Source organism: Stenotrophomonas sp. SMYL20 (assembly GCF_036320045.1).
Taxonomy (GTDB): domain Bacteria; phylum Pseudomonadota; class Gammaproteobacteria; order Xanthomonadales; family Xanthomonadaceae; genus Stenotrophomonas; species Stenotrophomonas maltophilia_A.
The window spans coordinates 81550-96496 of the sequence record NZ_JAWIRT010000010.1 but is presented as its reverse complement, the minus strand read 5'-3'; the positions used below and the strand labels follow the sequence as shown (position 1 = coordinate 96496).

Below are 14947 nucleotides of genomic sequence, written 5' to 3'. Positions count from 1 at the left end.
CTCGGCTCTACAGGGACCCGCCCGGCACGATGCCATCGGTCGGCACCGGCGGCAGCTCAGGCACCGGCAGGCTGCGCGTTTGCCCGGCCTGGTTCAGTTCCACAGCGCTGGCGCTGATGCTGGCCAGTACCGTACAGGGTCCGAGTCGTTGGCCGGGCGCATACGCTTCCGCTGGGCGTCCATCTACCGAGAGCAGGGCCAATGGCGCATGGTCACCCGCCATCACGCCCAGCACGACCACCTCGGTCTGCACCGCACCGGGCGACAGTAGTCGCACCAGTGGCAGGCTGGCCACTGCATCGAACATCGGCCGTACCGGCGCCTCGGCATGCGCTTCGCTCGCGGCCGCCGCTGGTGCCACCGCAGACAAGGTGACGCTCCAATAAGCCACCACGGCCAGCAGCAGCGTCGCCGCCAGCAGGGTCAACATCCGATTCCGATCCCAGCGCCTGCCGTCCATGTTCCACATCATCGCCACGTTCGTGTCCGCCTACGCTAGCAGGTGCGGCTGACGCTTTTGTTTCATCATGCGGGCCTACGCTGGCACGCATCGGCAAGGGACAGGAGGCAATGTCGATGCGACGCATCCCGCGTGGTTTCACCCTGCTGGAACTGATGGTGGTGCTGGTGATCATCGGCATCTGCACGGCAGGCATCGGCCTGGGCCTGGGCAGTCTGCTAGACCCCGCGCGCCAGCTGCGGCAGGAAGGCGAACGACTGGCGCAGCGCCTGCAGGTGGCGCGCGACGAGGCCCGCATCGATGGCCGCCCCCTGCGTTGGCAGGCCGACGCAGCCGGCTATCGTTTCAGCCGCCTCGAAGGCAGCCGCTGGGTCACCGTTGAACGCGATGATCTGCTGCGTCCACAGAAGTGGCAGGCTGCAGGCATCGTGGTGCAGCCCACCAACGCCATCGAGCTGAGCCCGGAGTGGATCGGTACCGCCTGGGAGCTTGGACTGTCGCTGGACGGCCGCGCACTGCGTCTTCGTGATGATGGCAGCGGACAGTTGCAGGTCGTGCAGTGAAGCGGAATATGCGCGGATTCACCCTGATCGAAGTGCTGATCGCACTGGCGATCGTTTCGATTGCGCTGGCTGCGGTGATGCGCTCGGTGGCAGTGGCGACCGACGATCAGTCACGGCTGCGCGACCGTCGCCTGGCGCTGTTGTGCGCGCAGGACCGCTGGCAGGAGCTGCGCCTCGCCGGGCAGCCACCGCAGGATGCGCGGCAGCGCTGTGTGCAGGGACGCGGCAGCTTCCTGGTCCTGCAGCATCTGGGCACTGGCAGCGACGGGCAGCCGCAACTGGAATTGACCGTGGTGGCCGAAGATGCACCGCGACAGTCGCTGGCGCGGATGCAGCTGCCGTGGACGGCGGCGCAATGAGGCGCGCCGCACGCGGCTTCACCCTGATCGAGGTGATGATCGCGATCACCATCATGGGCGTGCTGGCGCTGATCTGCTGGCGTGCGCTGGACAGCGTGGCCAACAGCGACCAGCGCCTGCGCCAGGCCGATGCCGGGACCACGACGGCGCTGCGCGTGCTGCAGCAGTTCCAGCGCGATATTGAAATGCGTGCCGACGATGCGCTGATGAATGGCGCGGTGCGCCCGGCAGATCGTCCGCAGCGATTGGTGCCCCCGTCGCTGGTGAGCGAGCGGCACCCGGATGGCAGCTTCGCGCTGGAGATCACCCGCAGTGTCGGCAGTGATGGGCTGCACTGGCAGCGGGTGCGCTGGTGGCGGCAGGGCAGCACGCTGTGGCGGGCCAGTGGTGCGGCTACGGACCGGTATCCCCTGCCCGCACCGGATCCGTCGAAGGGCATTGCGGTGGCGCGCGATGTGCAGCGGTTCGAGGTGCGGGCGTGGCAGCCTGGAACGGGATGGGCCGTGTTGCCGAGCGAGGGCGAGGTATTGCCGGCCACCGGACTTGAACTGCGGTTGGGACTGCGCGATGGGCGTGGGCCGTTGAGTTACCGGCGGGTGCTGGAGTTGTAGGATTCGGTCGTGGTAGCGCATCCACGCATGGCGTGGACCTACGGCCGGGCGGCTCCTGCTGCCACGCCTGCTCTGGTGGGTGCCGACCTTTGGTCGGCACTGAGGCTGTCCGGGCATCCACGCATGGCGAGGATCTACTGCCGACCAAGGTCGGCATCTACCGTGACACATGCGCGCGTCCCTCCTGCCGCCGGGTGCTCTCCTGCACCCGGCGGCGCTGTGTCGGTGGTCCTCACCGCTGATGGCCGCTCCCTGCCCTCCGTGCCGTCCTGGCTGGGGCCGCCACCGTTCCCTGGCGGCTGGCCCGATGCTGCAGCCCGATGCGCTGCATCGGGCAATGCGTGCCGACCAAGGTCGGCACCTACCGGGGCGTGCTATGCCTATCGGCGCTGCGTGCCTTCGTCGCGGCTTGCCTGCGGGAACTGGAAGGCGCTGTTGGCGTCGTAGCCGCTGTTGGCGGTCGTGCCGCGCGCCGGCGGCGCAATGCTGCTGGTGCCGCTGCCGAAGCCGAGAATCTGCACGCTGATCACTGACGGCTGGTTGCGCCGTGCGTCGTCCTGGCTCTTGCGCATCACGTCCTGTGCGGCCTGGCTGGCACTGTTCGCTGCAGCACTGGCCGACGCCAGCGCATTGACGTTCACCGTGGCCAACACCGGCAGGCCCTTGCTCTCGCCCTGCACCTGGATGTTGGCCGCGTTGAGCACCTGCAGCGCGGCAAGGTTGATGTTGCCCGAAACACGGATGCCCGCTTCGCCCGCATCGATGGTGCCCAGCGGCGCGATCAGGTCGACGTCGCCCGGCGGCACTTCGGCGATGGGGTTCAAGGTGGCGATGCCTGCGCCACTGGCGGGAGCCTGCGGCGACAGGATCACATTGCCCCAGCCGTCATAGACGCGACGCGGTGGCGTGTACAACAAGGTGGTCTGCGAACCGCGACCGGCATTGATGTCGCCCTGCTCCGACCAGGCGAGGATGTCACCGCCGAACGTCGTCATCACCCGCGACAGGCCCAGCAGCACGCTGTCCTGGCTGAACAGCCGGATGTCACCCTGCCCCTGGGTCACCAGCCCGGCACTGGCCGGTGGCACCACGCCCTGCACGCCCACCACGATCTGTCCGCCCGGTGCCATCAGCTCGATATTGCCACCGGCTTCGGTACGTACGCCGGCGCCGCCATACATCAGGATATCGCCAGTACGGTTGATCGTTGCGCCATTGGCATCCTTGTCCGGCATCAGCGTGGCGATCGCTTCGCGCCCGCGCAGATAGGATCCGAAACGCGGCCCTTCTACATTGGTGTACTCACGACCACCTTCGCGCAGCTCGGCGTAGTAGACCTGGCGCAGGAAGATCCGTTGCTGTTCGCTCGGCAACCGGTCGAACGCAGCCAGCGCCTCGGCGCCGTCGACGGCCAGGCCGAAGCGCTGCTGCAGCCACTGCTTCAACTCCTTGTCATAGATCTTCACCGCCTTGCCGGGCTGCGATGCCAGCGACTGCGCCGGATCGGCCAGGTTGGACGGGTCCAGGTAGCGCGTGCGCAGTGCATCGAAGTCAATGCCCTGATTGCCGGCAGTCACTGCGATGCTGGCACCGGGACGGGCATCGCCCTGGACGACGCCACCCAGGCTCACGATGCTTCCGGCCTCTTCCTGGCGCAGCTGCCGGCCCGCACTCACTTCAACGTTGCCGGGGCCGGCCACCGTCAGGTTGCTGCGGATGATGTCCCGGCCCGCCTCGATCCCGCTGAAATCGGTACCGCTGGTGTTGAGCGCGGTGACGTTCGCATTGATCACGTCGCGACCGGCGCGCAGCTGTACGGCCGAGCCCGCTTCGTACCAGTCGAACAGTGTCCGGCTCTCCTCGCCGATGTTCCGCCTCAATTGCCTGCGCCCGCCGCTGCCCAACCCGATGATGTCACCGGCAACGGCATAGAAGCGGCTGGGCGACGTGGGCCGGGACGTCAGCGCACCCGTGGTCGGAGTACTGGGGCCGAACGCGAACAAGGGCAGGTTCGCCGACGGATCCGCTCCCTGCACCCCATCGTCGGAGAGATTGTGGCCGACCCGGGTCAGGCTGGCGCCCCGCTGGGCCATGAATGCAGGATCAAACGGGCCAGGCAGGCGGGCGTCGCTACCGGAACGTGCAATGCCGGTGGCGTTGATCGCGGCATGGATCGAGCCTCCGGCCAGAACATCGAGCTGGCCGCTGGCCGAAGGCGCGAGCAGGATCACATCGCCCGTAGTCGCCCCTGGTCCGAGACCTCGAAGCGGGGCGCTGATGATGTCACCACTCGCTGCCACCGCGCTGAACCTGGACGGATACAGCCAGTAATTGATGCTGGCGGGAACGGATTGCTCGCGCAGCGCGATGCCTTCAGCGAACATGTTGCTACCGGTTGCGTGCAGACTTCCGGCCAGGCTGGGTGCGAGATTTCCGCCTGCCGAGAACAGGTCCAGCGCAGTGCCTCGGGTCCAGAGCGAGAACCACGTCGTGCCAGCTGCATGCTGGCCATCGCCCAGAACCACGTCGTTGTAGTTGGCCGTCGGTACACGCCCTGCATCTGCGGCGCCACCGAGAACAATGTCACCACGGGCCTGCAGGCGGGCAGTGGAATCACCCAGAGTGAGCAGGGGCCCCGCCATCGCCACCGGGGCGTCCGCCACGAACGGATCCATCAGGCCCAGCGTTCCGTAGCTGCTCTGTATCGCGCTGAGGCCACCGATGCGTGCCGCCTGCAGCAGGGTGCTGCCGCGCAGGTTGGTCACCGCGCCATTGAGATCCAGATCCTGCAGGAAACTCTCCGGCTGCTGCGCGCTGGCGCGCAGGCCAGGATTCAACGCACCGCCACTGCGCAGGGTCAGGTCGCCGCCACCGGTCAGATGCAGCTCACCATTGCTGACGCGCCCGGTCGACCCGACCGCAGCAACAATCGCGCTGGAATGAGGCGCGGTCAACAGACCCAGGGCATTGCCCATCGGGTCGAGCACGCCCGCGTGGCGGCCCGCTTCCAGTGACAGATTGCCGCCTCCCAGCGTGCCGAAGCCGGTGAACCCGACCATGCGGGGAGCTGCGTCCGCTTCGGCGCCCACGGTGCTGTACGTGCCGAAGTTGATCCACCAGCTCGTCGGTGTTGCCTGGACGCCTTCGGTGGTGCCCGTACCCTGCCGCCACAACCAGCCGCCCACGGCTGCGCTTGAATGCCCGGCCTGGTCGCGCTGCGCCGTACCGGATTCGGACCGGGCGGTCCAGGCGTCGCCGATGATGTCGCGCCCGGCTTCAACCCTGACATCGCCGCCATGGTCGGGATACCACGCACGGTAACTGGCCAGCGCCGCATCATAGTTGCCCGAGACCTGGTTCCTGCCCAGCAGCGAGGTGTGCCAGGGCGCAGCCGTACGCACCGGATTGAACTGGGGATCGCTGCCATCGCCCAGCAGCGTCGGCGCACCTGCGGTGTACACGCCGAAGCCGGACTTCATGCGCACGTCCTGCGCGGCCAGCAGTGCCAGATCACCCTTGCCGGTACGCAGCACGCTCCAAGCCGGCGAGCCCAGGCGCTTGCCGTAGGTGGTGACTTCGGTAAGCGTGCCGCCGCCGTAGCAGTAGCCCATTGCCGCGCAGATCTCTTCCTCCGACATGCCCATCTCGGCGCCCAGTTCCGTAGCCGGGCGGCCGACCCAGGATTCATCGCCCCACCATGCCAGCGAGCCTTCCTTGTCCACCAGGCGCGGGGCCGGGCCGCAGAAGGCGCCTGCGCCACAGATCTCCGCCTCGGTGGTCCCGATGATCGCGGCCACCTCGGCAGGTGACTTTCCGGCCAGACTCTCATCGCCCCACCAGTACAGAGAACCTTCCAAATTGACGATTCGATCACCCTTCCATTCCGTCGTCTTGGTCACCGTCCCGATGGTGCTGTAGTGGCTGTCGGCCAGCACGATGCTGCCGTCACTTCCCCAGCTGCGGGTACGCGGATCGGCAGCGGTCGTATCGGCTCCGGCCACTGCAGTCAGATCCCACGAGGTGGTGCCTTCGGGCAGCATCGCCGCCAGCGCCCAGTTGCGTCCCTGGCGCCCGCTGGCGTCGGCAGGCCGCAGTTTCACCGGCGCATCGCCGGCCAGCTCCACCTTGGTCATCGACGGGATGATCGCGCCGGCATGCAGGTCCACCGCGTCTGACAGCTTCATCGCCATCGGCAGCGCGACGCCGGCCGGCCACACCTGTGCGGCCACCGGCGCCGGCGCGCGCAGCCGGAAGCCGGCCCCCAGGCGCGCACCCGCCTGCAACGTCAATGCCTGGGCCAGCACGGTTCCAGCCGCTACCACCTCGCCACCCGCCGTCGTCACTGCCGCGCCCAGCACAGTGCCGGCCGGCAGCAGCAGCGGTCCCGACAACCGCATTTCCGCGGGCAGCACGGTTCCGGCCGGCAGGGTCACGGCCTCGAAGGGCAGTGCATAGTTCAGCGTCGCGCCAGCACGGAATTCGGTGCCGCGCTGCAGCTGTACACCTTCGCCGGGCACGATCAGGTCGCCACCGAACGCCGTGTTGGGCGTACCGGCACTGCGCCCCTCCAGCAGCACCCAGCCGTCCTCATCGGGATTGGCAGGCGGCGGCGCGAATCCATCGTTGATGCTGCCGTAGACGTTGATATCGCCTTCGGCGCGCAGCACCAGCGCTGCCGATTCACCGAAGCCTCGGCGCGCTGGATCGGTCCGGTTCGACTGCGGTCCGTAGCGGTAGCCGGACAGATCGATATCGCCGGCCACGACCAGATCGCCACGCGGGTTGTCACTGCTGGTCCGCGCCACGATCTGCACGCCGGGACGCAGGCGATAGCTGCCCAGTGCGGCAGTGCGCTGCTGCAATCCCGCATTGGCCAGTGCGGCATTCATCCACTGGCTGTTGTCCGGGTCCACAACCGTGTCCAGCCAATGCTGGTTGATCACCTGCGGACGATGGCCATGCACGTCCGGAGCGCTTGTCAACGGCGCCGAATCATAGCTGCGGAAGGCGTTGACCTGGAGATCGGCGGCACCGGCGATGCGGAGTCCGCTGGCCACGTCAATCGCAGCGTCGTTGCTGCCCACGCGTGGCACGTTGAGCTTGACGCTGCCGCGTGCGCGGCCATCGTTCTGACCCGGGCTGCTACCCGTGGCCACCGAGGTGCCGGCGCGCAGGTCCATCGATGAGGTCGCGCCCAGCTGCAGGCTGCCACTGGCCGAGGTCAGTTCGATCATCGCCCGGTTCGGGCTGTCGATGATCTTGCCGTAACTATCGACGCGCAAGGCGCTGCCATGCGCGTCCAATGTGCCGTCGATACGCAACACATCGCGGGCGGACAGGCGGATGCTGCCGACCTGTTCGCCACTGGCATCAATGCGGCCATTGACGAGCAGGCTGCCGCCATCGACGCTGATATCCACGTTGCGTGCCTTCACTTCATCGCCAATCACCAGGCCGCCTTCGCTCAACTGGAACGTCCGGCCACCGGTAATGCCACCGGCGGTAAGCCGGGTGTTCAGCCCGGAGAAGTCCTGCAACTGGCGTGCACGTACCACCAGTTCGCCGCCGTCGTAGGGCACTTCAGTGCCACCGGCGTCGTAGCGGCCGCTGGCTCCGCCAAGCAACGTACCTGCCAGATCTATACGGCCGCCCTGCGCGCCCAGCGCAGCGACCGTCAAGCGGCCGCCGCGGTTGTTGCGGGCAGAAAGATCGATGCGCGACGCCGCGTCGGCAACGATGTCACCGTCACGGCTCGACAGCGCTACGTCGCCGCCCCAACTGTACTTGTCCACGTCGAACAGGCTGACCTTCCGCCCCGCCATGTCCAGCACTGCATTGCTGCCAAGCGCCACGCCCTGGCGGGCATTGGCTTCGAACCGGCCGGACGCCAGCGCCACCCGGCTGTCGATCACAACGCGTTCGGCCGTGATGGACAACTCCGCACCCAACGCATCGCTGCCCGCGGTTGCCGCAGCACCGCGCACCTGCACCGTACCGCCATTGCGGATTGCCAGCTGAGCGCCCGCACTGCCGGTCAGCAGCGGGGTAACGATATCCAGCGCGCCGCCGCTGAACTGCCAGCCGCTGCCTGCCACGTAATCGCCCTGCCGCTGGAAGACATCCAGACTGCCCTTGCCGGAGAACAACATGCGATCCGATGCTGCCAGGGTAACGCCGGCGAAGCCGAGCACCTGGCGATCCGCGGCCACCGACGAACTGGGCCGGGTAAAGGGCGCACGCCCCAGCTCCAGCACCCGTGCATTGATTTCCAGCTGCCCTTGGCCAAGCCGGCCCACCATCGCCTCGCCGGCCGGCTGGGTCTGCTCACCGCCGGGCAACGTGGTGCCGGCCAGCGTACCGTCCCAGACCAGCGTATCGGCGAAGATGCGCGCGTGGTCGGCCGCAGAGCCGTAGCCATGAATGGCAGGGGCGCCCAGCACCAGGCTGCGCAGGCTGCTGCGTCCGGTTGCGCCCTCACGGGTGTCCAGGTCCACGCTGCCGAAGACATTGATGGCATCGCGCGCGGTCAGGCTGAGGGCCTCCAGCGCCGGCGCGCCGGTGGCGGTGTTTCCCCGCAGCAATCGCTGCAACACCTCCTGGTTCATGGTCATGCCCGCCGGCAGGGCGCCGGCCGCCGCTGCCGCCGCAATGGCCTCGGCGCTGCCGAGATTGAGCGCCGACATGCCCAGGCCGAGCTGGCGCGTGCCGTAGCTCACCGCGTCGCCAATGCTCAGCGCGCCGTCGGTGACCACGTTGATGCTGCCTGCCGACAGCAACCGGGTCTGGCCATTGCAGTCCACCACGCATCCGCCGATGTCGATCGCCACCGGACCGCCGGCACTGCCGCCCTGCGCACTGAGCGCCGTCAAGCGCTGGTTGGACACGGCAAGCAGGCCGCCCGACACCAGGTAGGGCGCCGTGGGCTGTGCCACGCGCGAGGTATTTGCCCCGGTCAAGGTATCGATCGAAGCGCCCTGCTCCACCAGGATTCCCTTGCCTCCGAACGCGGCCGACAGAAGCACTTCCTGCGCCGTCAGGTTGACGCCGTTGCGCACCACGATGTGCTGCGCCCTGCCCTCCAGCGAATGGGTCGTCGCGTCACGCCGCAGCACGCCGCCGATCAGCATCGTCTCCGGGCGGAACGCATTGAGCGCCGAATCGAAGAGGGTGGCGCCGCTGCCGCTGCCGGCACTACCGCCTTCGGTGGCAATCTCCAACGTCGCCTCATTGGAGGCGAGCAGATTGACCGAAAGCGTGCCGCCCCGCCCGTCATTGCTGCCGGCGTTGAAGCGCGACACGCCTTGGAAGATCGCGGCTGGCACGCTCGAACGTCCGGCGCCCTCACCCAGTGCCAGGCTGAGGTTGCCGGCGTCCGTAGGCCGCCAGCGCAGCGCTTCACCACGCCGCTCAGCCACGCCCTGTACGAACGCGCTGTAGGGGGTCTCGTTGTAGCTGGCATGGCGGCGCACCACATCCGCCGGCGTCAGCACCAGATCGGTGAGCAGCGATGAAACTCCACCGCCCAGGCTCTGCGCCTGGTGTCCACTGACGCGCCAGGAACCCGTGCCGGTCGCCACTGCCTGGCGGCTGCCGACTGCGCTTTCGGCGCCAATTTCGACGCGGAATGCGCCCTTCTGCAGTGCGTAGCTGGCCGGCAGCAGCATGTAGGTTCCCGCCGGGAGGCCGGGAACCCCGGCAGGTATGACGATCTGCTGGCCGATGCGCGGATCGGTGCTGCCATCAGCAATCGCCTGCGGCGCCTGCGTGTCCGAGCGTCCCGGCATGATCGCGTAGACCGCATTGTCGCTGCCGCTGAAGCGGTAGCGCGGGTTCGCATCCACCAACGCATGCCGCAGGATGTCCACCGAGCCACCGCGCCCGGCCACGAATGCAGCACCGGACAGCTCGCCCCCGCCGGACACATCCAGCACGCTGCCCGCCACGCCATCGAAGGCGTTGGCGACGATGTCGATACCGATCGGGATGTTGGTCGAGCCGGGGCCCAGCACATCGAAGTCGGCACCGTTGCGGCGCCAGCCCACACCATCCACGGTACCGCCAAACGGCAGCTGCAGGCCGGCACCGCTCACCGACGTCACGCTGCCTGCAAGCAGGTCGACGCGGCTGGCCACATCGGCGCCGAATTCTCTGCCACCCAGCTGCACACGGCCCCACGGCGCCTGCACATTGCCGCCCTGCACCACCGTCGCCGCCACCAGCTCCAGGCTTCCGAACGCAGAGTCCGGTGCCGGTTGCGCGCCGCCTGCAATGCCATGGATGCGCAGTACGGCGTCGGGGTTCTGCCAGGACGGCAGGCCTGAAGGCCCGATGTCGGGTACGCCCGCCACGATGCGTCCCTTGGCCCGGGCCGCCGGATACATGCGTGCGGCGCTGATATCGATCGAACCCGGGCTTGCAAGCGTGGATTCCCGTGAACTACTGGCGACCGCGGCCAGCATGCGAATGTCACCGCGGCTGCGCAGCGCGACCTGATCAAATCCCGCCAGCCAGGTGACGTCGCGCAGGTCGATCAGATCGGCGCTCACGTCCAGGCGATGCTGGCGGCCGCTGTCGAACGCTGCCTCCAGTGGGCGCAACGTGCCTTCCCCGGCCGGCTGCCACCAGCGCCCCTGCGCAAGGCGGACATATGGCGCGCCCAGTTGCAGGCGGCCACCCTCGCTGTTGCTCGGGACGAGGCCGAGGTAACGCTCATTCAAGCCCTGAATGCGCAGGCTCTGGTCTATGCGCAGATTGACATCTCCCTGGGCGCGGATGTCGCCGAACAGGGCCAGATGATCGAAACCACCGGCCTCGATCTGCTCCACCGACAGTGCCGCATGGCCGTACTCAAGGCGTGCAGGCAGGTCGGTCGTCTGCGCGGCGTGCTGGGTCAGCGAGATCACCCTCGGCGCCAGCACTTCCTTGTTCATTGCCGTTCTGCCGTAGGTTCCGCCACCGAAGGCAACGCCGAGGGTGCCACCGCGCGCGCCGTCGCCGCCCGCTGCTGCCTCCAGGTCGCCCTGCAGGTACAGCGCATTGCCGGCGCGCAGCACGATACTGCCGCCGTCGCTGTCCACCCGGGTGCGCCCGCTGCCATCAATGTCCAGCAGCGCCGAAGCACCGGACGCGTCCAGCCGCGCACCGCGCTCCACCACCACGAAGGTATCGGGCGGCAAGTGGCGTACGTTGTCCTGGTCTTCCCAGTCCAACGCCCCCCCGATCTCGATCGTTCCGCCCTTGCGCACCTGTCCGCGCAATGTCCCGCGCGCGTCGGGCAGGGAAACGCTGTCGCCGCTCACGTCCAGCAGGGCGCCCTCGGCAATCGTCCAGCGACGTTCGCGGCGTTGATCGCCACGCACACCGGTCGGATCGAATGCCTCGTCCAGGCGGATACGGCCGCCGGCCGCCTTCAGACTGCCAGCCACGTCCAGGTTGCCGGCGCTGAACAGTTCGATCGTCTGGCCGGCATCGACCTCGATCCTTGCGCCCTTGCCAACGCGCAGATCGGCCGTGGACAGCAGATGCCCCGCGCGCAGTGCCAGGCTCGCGCCGCCGCGCTGCGATACGCGTCCACTTGTCGGATCGGCCTCATACAACGATGGCATCCAAGCCTGCACGCCCTGCTCGCGGGCCAGTGCCTGTTGTGCGCCCTCGGCCAGGCGCAGCGCCGGTCGTTCCACCGTTAGCTGAGTACCGTCTTCAACTGTCAAACCGTTGTGACCGGCGATGTCATAGCGGGCAAAGCCACTCCTGAACAGTGCTGACTGCAATCGCAACGACGCCGCCGATGCATCCGTGCCAGGCGCGCCGATAGACACCGCACCGCCTGTTGCCAGCGTGAAATTGCCGCTTCCATTGCCGAGCGCGCTGAAGCCTGCGCCATCGCCGATACGGATCCGCCCGCTGCCGTCGGTGGCAACCTCGGTGCTGGCCGCGAGCAGGCTGACACTGCCGCCCTTGCCTACGCGCCCTTTGCCACTGCCATCGATCGCGCCGCCGGCATCGACAAGAATCGCTGCCCCTTCACCCACACGGATGTCGTGACTGCTGTTGAAGCGCATCTGTCCACCGTCGATCCACGCCTGCGCGGGGTCGCCATCCGGCGCAGCAAGCGCGTTACTCCAACTGCCGCCAAGATCGATCCGTGCGCCCGCCGCAACATCCACCGCGCCGCGTCCGGACCTCAGCAGGGCCGTGGGCCCGCCGAGCGCCGGAAGCAGGTTGCCGGCCTCCACCTGCCCGCCGGCAATCTGCACCGTTCCACCGAAGCTGACGCGGCTTGCAGTGAGCCCAAGCCGGCCGCCCTCCTGCAACCTGAGCGTGCCATCCAGGTCGATGCGGCCCGCCGAAGCGAGGTCCACCTGCCCCCAACGCTGGGCGCTCAGGACCTCACTGTCCAACCACACGGTATTGCGCTGTGTTTCCCCGATCGGCACCTGCAACGTCCATGACCGGGTGTCGGCCTCGAGCGCTCCGATGCGGATCTGCGAATCGAACACTGCACTTCGGCCAGTGTTGTCGAAACGCCCGAGCCAGAGCTGGGCGTTTCGGGCCGCGGCCGTCTGTGCCTGCACGTACCCGTCCTGCGCCTGGTCCGGGCGGCGGGTCTGCTGCAGGCCCTGGAAGGCCACCGTATCCACCTGGCCCTGCAGGACAGCCGTGGGCGCCGAGATCAGCAGACGGCCAGCATCGCGTCCCACGGTATAGCCATTGTCGAAACGCTGGGTGGGTGCCACCAGCGGATTGCGGAACGATTCGGTCACCCCCCACCGTTCCTGCTTCACTTCATAGCCCTGGTACAGACCGTCGTACAGCATCTCGGCCGGTGCATCATCAAGCCGGTACAACTGCCCGTCGCGGCCACGCAGCCAGCTCTGCTGCACCACGCCGGACTGCACATCCAGGCTGCCACCGGCCAGATTGATGCGCGAACCGGCGTGGCTGACGACTTCCTTGCCTGCCAGCTGGACGGTTCCACCCTGTGCTGCCCATTCGCTGATCGAATGCCCCTGATTGTCCAGGTAGCCCCCCACTTCCAGCAGGCCGCCGCCGGCATACCAGCGCGTACCTTCATAGCCGCCGGTACCGGCGGCGACTTCGGTCAACTGGCGGCGGTCGATCCACACCTCGCTGCTGATCAGCTTGCCGCTGTCACGGTTGTCTGGCGAATCGCGCAACTCATTGCCCTGCACCTTCACCTTGACGTTGTTGCTTTCCATCGCCACCTGCACGCCCACCGCACCGGAGACGTCCACGCGCGCGCCATCATCCAGATAGCTGCGCCGGCTGGCGTCGGCGATCACCTGGCCGCCGGTGGCCACTGCCAGTGCGCCGGCCTGGAAGTTCACATCGCCGCCGGAGACGACTTCGATGCGCGATTGCTCGCGGCGATCCTGCAGGCGCGAAAGATTGTCGAAGGTGCCGCTGCTGCTGGAACCGCGCAGCTTGTCCTGCTCGGTGGATTCCTTGATGAGCGCGTCGCGCTGGCTGTCCAGCGCCGTGCTCTTGCCATCGTCTTCCAGCAGTACTGCAGTGGTCGAGCCGGAGGCCAGGGTCACACTGCCCGCCGCATCGGACGCCGAGTTCAACAGGTGCACCGTACCGCGCTGATTCAGCGTGGTGGACGCGACTGCAACGCCAGCCTGTTCGACCCGGCGTCCAGCCAGGGTGATGTCGCCCTCGCGTGCCTGGATCAGACCGCTGTTGCGAACGCTGCCGGCCGTGCTGTCAGCGACGAAGCGCGGTGCGATCTCGTTGCCACGGGTGGTCGATGCAGTATTCTGCGCCGTGCCCACGCCACGGCGGATCACGAAACTGTCGCCGGCGGCAAGCTGGGTCTGGCCTTTGCGCGTCTCGATCTGGCCCGCGTTCTCCACGCTGTGCCCAGCCAGCAGCACGTAACCACCGCCCCGCGTTGCCGTGGTCGGCTCGTGCGTGGTGATGCGCGCACCGCGTTCGACCATGACTTTGCCTACGGCGTCGGTCAGCGCCGAGGTGTTCGCGTCGGCACTGTACAGACCCTGCTCACGGAACTGCGCGTCGCTGATGCGCGCTGCCGCCGCCACCAGGTTGCGGACATTGACCTGGCTGTTGTTGCCGAACACCACGCCATTGCGGTTGGCAACGAACACCGTGCCATTGGCCTTCAGCTGGCCAAGAATCTGGCTGGGCCGTGCGGCGGGATCATTGACCCGGTTCAACACGGCCCAGTCGGGGTTCTGCAGGAAATTCAGTGTGGTGTTGCCACCAACGTTGAAGGTTTCCCAGTTCAGGATCGCTTGGTCGGCTGTCTGCTCAATGTTGACCAGCACCCGCCCGTCGGCGGCCTGCGACTGGATCGCCTCGCGGGCGTTGATCCAGCCGCGGGTCAGCGGATTCTCGTCGACCTTCAGGCCATCCTTGCCCAGGCCATCGGCGATCACGAAGCCCGCCTCGCGGCGCGCCTGCCGTGCCTGTTCCTGCAGGCGCTGCTGCAGGGCGATGGCCTGCGCGGCTGTGCCGAGGTTGTCGATGGACTGCTGCAGTTTCTGCCGCGCTGCATCCTGCTGCTGTGCGGGCAGCTGGAACTGGATCGGCACGCCGTTGGGCATGCGCCCGCTCTGTGCCGCCGCGCCCTGCGCCGCACCGCGCTCGGCGAACCAGCCGGGGCTGAATGCCTGCTGGGCCTGGCTGGCCGGGGCCACCATGCTGCCAAGGGCCACGGCGACGGCCCAGGCCATCGGGTGGCTGCGCCACAGGGCGGCAGGGAAACGGGCGGTGGGCGAATGCGGGTGCGACATCGGGGACCTCGTCAACCTGATGGGCCGCGTCGGCGGCGGCGTGTACGGATGGGCCTGCGCCAGGCACGCCCTGCACCTCATAGACGGTGGTAGCGGTGTGAAGGCGACACGCCCATCACTGTCATGCAGCGGACAGACGCAGAAGGCGCCGGCATTGCTGCCGGCGCCCTTGTAC

General features: G+C 67.8%; 5 protein-coding genes. 3 read left to right on the top strand and 2 right to left on the bottom strand.

From position 1 onward, the window contains the following. Positions 1 to 7 precede the first annotated feature (7 nt). Entirely contained in the window at positions 8 to 472 is a 465-nt protein-coding gene (locus V3B48_RS09610) for a general secretion pathway protein (protein ID WP_183080173.1), read from the bottom strand. Positions 473 to 576: 104 nt separating this feature from the next. On the opposite strand from V3B48_RS09610, the gene gspH reads away from it, so the two are divergent. From gspH to V3B48_RS09595, 3 genes are read left to right on the top strand one after another with little or no spacing between them, the layout of a single operon-like run. Beyond that, positions 577 to 1023, top strand: a complete 447-nt coding sequence (gspH, locus tag V3B48_RS09605) for a type II secretion system minor pseudopilin GspH (RefSeq protein ID WP_121503635.1) — start codon at positions 577 to 579, stop codon at positions 1021 to 1023. An 8-nt stretch (positions 1024 to 1031) separates the two neighbouring features. After that, a complete protein-coding gene (gene gspI / locus V3B48_RS09600) occupies positions 1032 to 1382 on the top strand; it encodes a type II secretion system minor pseudopilin GspI (protein WP_285303020.1) in 351 nt (116 codons plus the stop codon). After that, entirely contained in the window at positions 1379 to 1993 is a 615-nt protein-coding gene (locus tag V3B48_RS09595) for a prepilin-type N-terminal cleavage/methylation domain-containing protein (protein ID WP_329893621.1), read from the top strand. The genes gspI and V3B48_RS09595 overlap by 4 nt, the downstream gene beginning before the upstream one ends. Before the next feature lie 380 nt (positions 1994 to 2373). On the opposite strand, the gene V3B48_RS09590 is transcribed toward V3B48_RS09595, so the two are convergent. Beyond that, positions 2374 to 14772, bottom strand: a complete 12399-nt coding sequence (locus tag V3B48_RS09590; RefSeq protein WP_329893620.1) for a filamentous haemagglutinin family protein — start codon at positions 14770 to 14772, stop codon at positions 2374 to 2376. Positions 14773 to 14947: the final 175 nt, after the last annotated feature.

Bases quoted from the DNA above. Each gene is read 5' to 3' on its own strand.
- V3B48_RS09610 (WP_183080173.1), bottom strand. From the start codon at position 472: ATGATGTGGAACATGGACGGCAGGCGCTGGGATCGGAATCGGATGTTG.
- gspH (WP_121503635.1), top strand. From the start codon at position 577: ATGCGACGCATCCCGCGTGGTTTCACCCTGCTGGAACTGATGGTGGTG.
- gspI (WP_285303020.1), top strand. From the start codon at position 1,032: ATGCGCGGATTCACCCTGATCGAAGTGCTGATCGCACTGGCGATCGTT.
- V3B48_RS09595 (WP_329893621.1), top strand. From the start codon at position 1,379: ATGAGGCGCGCCGCACGCGGCTTCACCCTGATCGAGGTGATGATCGCG.
- V3B48_RS09590 (WP_329893620.1), bottom strand. From the start codon at position 14,772: ATGTCGCACCCGCATTCGCCCACCGCCCGTTTCCCTGCCGCCCTGTGG.